The sequence below is a fragment of the Pseudomonas sp. GZD-222 genome (assembly GCF_049310525.1).
GTDB lineage: Bacteria > Pseudomonadota > Gammaproteobacteria > Pseudomonadales > Pseudomonadaceae > Aquipseudomonas.
Genome location: NZ_JBMOWO010000039.1, coordinates 20,961 through 28,523, shown reverse-complemented (window position 1 = coordinate 28,523; position 7,563 = coordinate 20,961). Strand labels below are relative to the sequence as shown.

Here is a 7,563-nt window from a genome sequence, read left to right as displayed (position 1 = left end):
CCGCCGCTCCCACACACATTCTGTGGGAGCGGCGGTGCGACGACTCGACTTGCCCCACGATATTTCTACATCACGACGCGGAACGCGCCAGCTGCACGTTGTCAGCTTTAGGCGACAGCTTGAACACGTAGTACAGCACCGTCAGCATCACCAGGAACGCCGGGCCGATGTACAGCGCCACGCGGGTCTCCTCGAAGTAAGCCATCAGGCCAACCACCAGGATCAGGAACGCCAGCGCCAGGTAGGAGCTCAGCGGCCACAGCCACATGCGGTATTTCAATGCGGCGCGCTCGGTTTCGCTCAGACCGGCACGGAATTTCAGCTGTGCCAGCAGGATCATCACCCAGGTCCAGATCGCCCCGAAGGTAGCAATGGCGGTTACCCAGACGAAGACTTTCTCCGGCACCAGGTAGTTGGCCAGTACGCCCAGCAACAGTGCTGCGATGGACAGCAGCAAGGCGTTACGCGGCACGCCGTTGCTCGAGGTACGGGCGAAGGTTGCCGGCGCCTGACCGTTCTGCGCCAGGCTGTAGAGCATACGCCCGGTGCTGAAGATACCGCCGTTGCACGACGACAGCGCCGCGGTGATCACCACGAAGTTGATGATACCGGCAGCCGTCTTGATGCCCAGACGCTCGAAAGTCATCACGAACGGGCTGCCCTGGCTGCCGATTTCGTTCCACGGGTAGATCGACAGGATCACGAACAGCGCACCGACATAGAACAGCAGGATGCGCCAGAACACCGAACCGATGGCCTGAGGAATGGTTTTTTGCGGGTTGCGCGCTTCACCGGCAGTCAGGCCGATCATTTCTACGCCCAGGTAGGCGAACATCACCATCTGCAGCGACATCAGCACACCGGTCAGGCCGTTGGGCATGAAGCCGCCGTTGCTCCAGAGGTTGGAGATGCCCATCGCCACGCCGTCGTTGCCAAAACCGAAGGCAATGACACCGATGCCACCGAGGACCATGGCAATAATGGTGACGATCTTGATCAGGGCGAACCAGAACTCGAACTCACCGAAGGCCTTGACCGCGATCAGGTTGATCGCGCCCATGCTGCCCAGCGCCGCCAGGGCCCAGATCCAGCGCGGTACTTCGGGGAACCAGATGCCCATGTAGATGGCCACCGCAGTGATTTCCGCGACACAGGTCACCAGCCACAGGAACCAGTAGTTCCAGCCGGTCAAAAAGCCCGCCAATGGGCCGAGGTAGTCTTGTGCATAACGGCTGAAAGAACCTGCGACCGGATTGTGTACGGCCATTTCACCGAGGGCACGCATGATCACCAGGATCGCCAGGCCACCGATGATGTAGGACAGCATGATTGCCGGTCCGGCCATTTCAATGGCCTTGGCCGACCCCAGGAACAGGCCGACACCGATACAGGCGCCCAGCGCCATCAGGCGAATATGTCGCTCGCCGAGTTCTCGCTTGAGCGGGCCGCCCTGGGCGGTCTCACCGTGAGAAGGATGGTTGCCGACTGGCATAGAAATACAACCTCATTTTGTTATTGGATATAGACCCTTCGTGCAGACCTGGTACCGCCGATAGGCTGGATACGCTGCCTTGCCGGGCACCACCTTGTGAGCGGTCCCGTCTGCCGACACGCAAATTGCCGGCAAAGCGAAAGGGGCGAGCAGTATAGAAAGGCCCCTGCAGGGCATTTCACTATAAAGAGCAGGATATTTGGCGAGAACTCTCGGCAAAAACCGCATCCACGGAGGGGCATTCCCCGTGTTTTCTCCAGGGTGATAAACAGGGCGGCTAACATAGCACCAAAACGGGGCATTACAACCTCCACCAAAGGCGCAGGTCCTAGCCTTTTTCAGCAATGGCCCTACAGGGCTTACAAATTTTTCACCAAATCCGCTCACCGTCTAAGCTTCAGGCAAGCAAGACGAAAATACGTAGCCGGGCTGAACACTATGGGCGCACTGTGGCAATCGGAACCAACGAGTAAGGAAACTCCCACTGAATCCCTTGAAGAATCGCCATTGCCGAAAAGCCCTCGTCAACGTCGTCTGTGGTGGCGGCTGGTCTGGCTGGTACTGCTGCTCGCCCTGATTGCCCTGGGACTGGCCATTGCCAACGAAATGCACACCTCTCGCCTACAGTCACGCGAGCTGAGCCAACTCGCCTCAACCTTGACCTATTCCCTGCAGCCGGGCCCCAGCGACGCCATCATCTATCCGGGAGACGGGCCCTTCGACAAGCGCCTGGGCTACAGCGCACTGGGGGAGTTTCTGCCGCGGCTGCTCAAACGTGATTATGTGATCAGCGAGCAAGTGCATTTTTCCCCGGCCTTGATGGACTACACCGAACACGGTCTTTTCGTGCCCTATAAAGAGAAGATCCAGACTGGCCTGTCGATCACCGACTGCAAGGGCGATGTGCTTTACCAATACCACTACCCGCAGTACCTGTACCCGGATTTCGATTCCATCCCGCCGGTCATCGTCAACAGCCTGCTGTTCATCGAAAACCGCGACCTGCTCGACCCCAATGACCCCAATGCCAACCCGGCGGTGGACTGGCCTCGTTTTGCCAAAGCCGCCTACAGCCAGGTGGCCAAGTACCTGGCCCTGCCTGGTCAGTCCGCCGGTGGCAGCACCCTGGCCACCCAGCTGGAAAAATACCGTCACTCGCCTGACGGCCTGACCGTCTCCGGCAGCGAGAAAATCCGCCAGATGATTTCCGCCAGTGTGCGTGCCTACCAGGGCGGCCCGCAAACCATTGAAGCGCGGCAACGCATCGTCCGTGACTACCTCAATAGCGTGCCGCTGTCGGCAGTGCCGGGACATGGCGAAGTACACGGTATGGCCGAGGGCCTGCGGGTCTGGTATGGCGCCGACTTCGCTCAGGTCAACCAGGCCCTGGCCTCGACCGAGAGCGATCCAGAGAGCATGGCCACACGCGGTCTGGCCCTGCGCCAGGTGCTGTCGCTGATGATTGCCCAGCGTCGCCCTTCGCACTTCCTGTCCAAGGGCCGCAACGAACTGGCCGAGCTGACCGATAGCCACATTCGGGTGCTGGCCGCCAGCAATGTCATCGACCGCCCCCTGGCCGACGCTGCACTGGCCAGCAAAGCGATCTACCGCGACTGGGTAGCACAACCGACCATCCAGCCGATCGTTACCAACAAAGGCATCAGCGTCGCCCGCAGCCGGCTGTCCCTGGCCCTGGCGCGGCCGCTGTATGACCTTGACCGTCTGGATCTGTCGGCCACCAGCACCTTGCAATCCGACCTGCAAGGGCAAGTCAGTCAATACCTCAAGGACCTCGCCGATCCGGCCGTTGCCGAGAAGGTCGGGCTGTTTGGCGAGCGCTTGCTGACCCCGACCACCACTACCCAGGTGCGCTACAGCTTTACCCTGCTCGAACGCACCGCCAACGGTTCGCGGGTGCGGGTGCAAACCGACAGCACCGACCAGCCGTTCGACATCAACGAGGGCAGCAAACTGGAACTGGGCTCCACCGCCAAGCTGCGGGTGCTGACCAGTTACCTGGAAATCATCGCCGAGCTGCATGACAAATACGCCGATACGCCTGCCGCCGACCTGAAGAAAGTCGAGGTCGCCGAGCTGGACTTCATCACCCGCTGGGCCATCGACTACCTGATCCAGAACAAGGACCGCAACATCAGCGCGATGCTCGAAGCCGCGCTTAACCGCAAGTACTCGGCCAGCCCGGGTGAGGCCTTCTTCACCGGCGGCGGCATGCATGTGTTCAATAACTTCCGCAAGGAAGACAACGGTCGGATTCCAACGCTCAAAGACGCCCTGCGCGAATCGATCAACCTGCCGTTTATCCGCTTGATGCGCGACCTGGTGCGCTACAGCACCTACCAGACACCGGGCAGCAGCATCAGACTGCTCAAGGACGACGCCGAGCCGCGCCGCCAGGAATACCTGGCACGCTTTGCCGACAAGGAAGGTACCGATTACCTGCGCAGGTTCTGGAAAAAATACCAGAACAAGACCTCGCAACAGCGTCTGGATACCTTCCTCGATGGCTTGCGCATCACCCCGATTCGCCTGGCCGCCGTACACCGCTACCTGTTCCCGGAAGCCGACCAGGCCACCTTCAACGCCTTCGTCCGTGCCCACCTGAAAAAGAACCTGCAGGAGACCAAGCGCGCCCCTACCAAGCAGGACACGGTCACCGACAAGCGCTTGGACGACATGTACTACGCTTACGGCCCCGGCAAATTTGACCTGCCTGACCAGGGCTTTGTCGCCAAGGTCCACCCACTGGACCTGTGGCTGATGGGCTACCTGCTGAACAACCCAACGGCGAAATTCCAGGATGCGGCGCAGGCCAGCCAGTTCGAACGCCAGGAAGTCTACAGCTGGCTGTTCAAGAGCCGGCACAAGGGCGCACGCGACAGCCGCATTCGTACCCTGGTAGAAATCGAGGCCTTCCTCGATATCCACCAGCGCTGGAAACGCGTCGGCTACCCCTTCGATCACCTGGTGCCCTCGCTGGCCACCGCCATCGGTAGCTCCGGCGACCGCCCGGCGGCACTGGCCGAGCTGGTCGGGATCATTCAGAACGATGGCATCCGCCTGCCGACCTTGCGAATCGATACCTTGCACTTTGCTGCCGATACGCCTTATGAGACGCGCCTGGCGGGTGATCCAGACCTCGGTCAGCGCGTGCTTTCGGTGGAGGTAGCCCGCGCCTTGCGCGGCGCCCTCTCGCAGGTGGTCGATGCCGGGACCGCCCGGCGTGTATCCGGCAGTTTCAAACTCAACGACGGCACACCGATGGTCATGGGCGGCAAAACCGGCACCGGTGACAACCGTCTCGAAAGCTGGGGAGCTGGTGGCCGCCTGCTGGGTTCGAAGGCGATCAACCGCACGGCAACCTTCGTGTTCTTCCTCGGTGACAACCATTTCGGTACCCTCACCGCCTTCGTGCCGGGCCGCGCCGCCGAGTCCTTCAAGTTCACCTCGGCGCTGCCGGTGCAAGTGCTCAAAGGCATGGCACCGATCCTCACCCCGTACCTGCAACCCGGTACCCATACCCTGTGCAAGGCGCCACAAGTGGCACAAAAGTAGGCCCATGGAATCAAGGCTCAGGCGGACGACAAACGCCTGGGCTTGAACTTGGGACCGGCACCGTTCATCCCTTTACTCTTCTTCATGAGAAATATTCTCACTCTCATGCTTGCGTTAAGATATATCTTGAGTAATATCTAAAGATACATCTAACGCAAACGGAGACTTCCATGCGTGACCATCATCCCCACCGTGACCATGGCGAACGTCATGACGGTTTCGAACGCCGCCATAACCGCGAGCGTGGTGACCGCAGTCCACGGGTCTTCGCCCCTGGCGACCTGAAACTGCTGCTGCTGTCGATGCTCGCCGAGCAGCCCTGCCACGGCTATGACCTGATCCGCCAGATCGAAAGCCTGTTCGGCGGCAACTACAGCCCAAGCCCCGGCGTTATCTACCCAACCCTGACCTTCCTCGAAGAAAGCGAACTGATCACCGGCCAGGTCCACGGCAGCAAAAAGCTCTACAGCGTCACGCCTGCCGGGCTTGAGTCCCTGGCCGAACAATCGATCGCCCTCGACGGCGTGCGCATGCGTATCGAAGTCAGTAAACGCTCGCTGTGTGGTCACGACCGGCCCCAGGAAATCCACGAAGCGGTACACAACCTGCGTCATGCCCTGCAGATGCACAGTGGCCGCTGGAACCCGGAAGAAATCGAGCGGGTACGCACCCTGCTCAACAACACCGCCAAAGCCATCGTCGCAGGGCCGACTGCGACCGTTACGGAGAACCCGCAATGAGTGTCAGCGAAAACAACGCGATTCATCGCGTCAACCATGAGATCAAACATCGCCGCCTGGACGTGCTGCGGGTCACCGAGCTGACCCCGCGCATGCGCCGCATCACCTTGGGCGGGCCGCACCTGCAAGGCTTCACCAGCGTCGGCACAGACGATCACGTCAAACTGATGTTCGCCTGTTCGGCAGAGGAACAAGCGGCGCTGGACAACCTCGACTTCAGTCGCGACGGCCTGCGCCCGACCATGCGTGAGTACACCCCACGGCGTATCGACCTGGTTGCCGGTGAGCTGGATATCGACTTTGTCCTGCACGGCGACGGCCCTGCCTCGACCTGGGCCGCTCAGGCCGAAGTCGGCCAGGTCCTGAACATTGCCGGGCCACGCAGCTCGATGGTGGTGCCGGATATCTTCGACAGCTACCTGCTGATCGGTGACGAAACGGCGATCCCGGCCATTGCCCGACGCCTGGAAGAACTGCCGGCCAGCCGCAAGGTACTCGCTGTCATCGAGATCGAAGATGGACAAGAAGAACAACCGCTGGAAACCCGGGCGCAGCTGGAAGTGATCTGGGTACAACGACACCAGCAGGATCTGCTGGAGGTGGTAAAGGGCCTGAGCCTGCCTGCCGGTCAGTTGTATGCCTGGGTTGCCCTGGAGAAGTCCCTGACGCGTAAGACCAAGCGTCTGCTGATCGACGAAAAGGGCGTCAAGGAAGACCTGATCAAGGCTGCCGCCTACTGGCGCCTCGACCCGCACGACGACGAGTGACAGGCACCATCAGGGTTGCGTCCTGGCTTTGGCCAGGCGCCCGCCCTGCCAATGATCCAGGCCCAGTATCAGCAAGCCGATGGCAATGAAGCCGACAACAATCGCCAGCGCATTGAGCAGCACCTGCGCATAGCCAAGCGTGGCTACATCGATGAATGGATAGGGATAGACCCCTATCGACTGCCCGCGCATCAGCGCATAAGCAAAATACCCCGCCGGATACAGCAGCCATGCCAACAGGTGTTTGAGCCGCAGGCTGCCCTTCTCCACACAACACCACCAATAGCCTGCGAACAGCAACGGCATGACATCGTGCAAGAGCTCATCGGCCACCCACTGCCAGCCTTGTGGTTGCCACAGATGGCGTAACAACAGGCTGTAGGCCAGCCCGACCAGCACAATACTGGCGGTAATGCCCGAGCTGACCGAGGGGCAGAGCAACCAGCGCCGCGTAGCGCAGTCCCTGCCGAACGCCGCCTGGCTGAGCACCACCGCCACCAGGGTGTTGGTCAACACGGTGAAGTAACTGAAGAAGTTCACCAGGCCGCCGATCAGGCTGGCCTGCTCCTGCCAGCGCACCAGCAATACCAGGTACAACTGGATCGCCAACGCACTCCAGCCCAGACAGGCCGCCAGGCCGATCACGACCTCGCGCCGGACCATGGCGTTAGCGGCGACCGCGCTGCAGCTTGAGGTACAGCCGCTCGACTTTCTCCCGGGCCCAAGGCGTGCGCCGCAGGAAGGTCAGGCTCGACTTGATGCTCGGATCGCTCTTGAAGCAGCGGATATCAACGCGCTCGGCCAGGCCTTCCCATTGGTAGTGCTCCACCAGTGCGGTGAGGATCTGCTCCAGGGTCACGCCATGCAGCGGATTGGGGTTGGCGGTGGTCATGCCTGTGCTCCAGCGAATCAAAGGTGCGCACCTTAGCCCAGGGCGGGGCTGGCTACAAACATTCTAGCGCAGCGCGGTGGGAGCGGGCTTGCCCCGCGA

Annotated in this window: 6 protein-coding genes; 3 read left to right on the top strand and 3 right to left on the bottom strand. The window is 61.0% G+C overall.

All coding sequences use genetic code 11. The annotated features are described in order from the left end of the window. Positions 1–70 precede the first annotated feature (70 nt). The gene (locus tag ACO6VD_RS06915; protein WP_422417901.1) at positions 71–1,492 is read right to left on the bottom strand and encodes an amino acid permease; all 1,422 of its coding nucleotides are present in this window, start codon (positions 1,490–1,492) and stop codon (positions 71–73) included. Positions 1,493–1,930: 438 nt separating this feature from the next. On the opposite strand from ACO6VD_RS06915, the gene ACO6VD_RS06910 reads away from it, so the two are divergent. From ACO6VD_RS06910 to ACO6VD_RS06900, 3 genes are all read left to right on the top strand, one after another. After that, on the top strand, positions 1,931–5,065 hold the full coding sequence (locus ACO6VD_RS06910) for a transglycosylase domain-containing protein (RefSeq protein WP_422417900.1): 3,135 nt from the start codon (positions 1,931–1,933) through the stop codon (positions 5,063–5,065). A gap of 170 nt (positions 5,066–5,235) precedes the next feature. Next, complete coding sequence (locus tag ACO6VD_RS06905) at positions 5,236–5,805, top strand: PadR family transcriptional regulator (protein WP_422417899.1); 570 nt, start codon at positions 5,236–5,238, stop codon at positions 5,803–5,805. Continuing rightward, positions 5,802–6,572: a siderophore-interacting protein gene (locus ACO6VD_RS06900; RefSeq protein ID WP_422417898.1), complete on the top strand. Its 771-nt coding sequence runs from the start codon at positions 5,802–5,804 to the stop codon at positions 6,570–6,572. Before ACO6VD_RS06905 ends, ACO6VD_RS06900 begins: the two co-directional genes overlap by 4 nt. Positions 6,573–6,581: 9 nt before the next feature. On the opposite strand, the gene ACO6VD_RS06895 is transcribed toward ACO6VD_RS06900, so the two are convergent. Together ACO6VD_RS06895 and ACO6VD_RS06890 are read right to left on the bottom strand one after the other, a co-directional pair. Next, positions 6,582–7,235, bottom strand: coding sequence for a Pr6Pr family membrane protein (locus tag ACO6VD_RS06895; protein WP_422417897.1), 654 nt, complete (start codon positions 7,233–7,235; stop codon positions 6,582–6,584). Positions 7,236–7,239: 4 nt separating this feature from the next. Beyond that, the gene (locus ACO6VD_RS06890; RefSeq protein WP_400173251.1) at positions 7,240–7,464 is read right to left on the bottom strand and encodes a VF530 family DNA-binding protein; all 225 of its coding nucleotides are present in this window, start codon (positions 7,462–7,464) and stop codon (positions 7,240–7,242) included. Between the last annotated feature and the right edge of the window lie 99 nt (positions 7,465–7,563).

What these genes read in the sequence shown, in the direction of transcription:
- ACO6VD_RS06905 (WP_422417899.1), top strand. Translation starts at nt 5,236, where the DNA reads ATGCGTGACCATCATCCCCACCGTGACCATGGCGAACGTCATGACGGT.
- ACO6VD_RS06900 (WP_422417898.1), top strand. Translation starts at nt 5,802, where the DNA reads ATGAGTGTCAGCGAAAACAACGCGATTCATCGCGTCAACCATGAGATC.
- ACO6VD_RS06910 (WP_422417900.1), top strand. Translation starts at nt 1,931, where the DNA reads ATGGGCGCACTGTGGCAATCGGAACCAACGAGTAAGGAAACTCCCACT.
- ACO6VD_RS06895 (WP_422417897.1), bottom strand. Translation starts at nt 7,235, where the DNA reads ATGGTCCGGCGCGAGGTCGTGATCGGCCTGGCGGCCTGTCTGGGCTGG.
- ACO6VD_RS06890 (WP_400173251.1), bottom strand. Translation starts at nt 7,464, where the DNA reads ATGACCACCGCCAACCCCAATCCGCTGCATGGCGTGACCCTGGAGCAG.
- ACO6VD_RS06915 (WP_422417901.1), bottom strand. Translation starts at nt 1,492, where the DNA reads ATGCCAGTCGGCAACCATCCTTCTCACGGTGAGACCGCCCAGGGCGGC.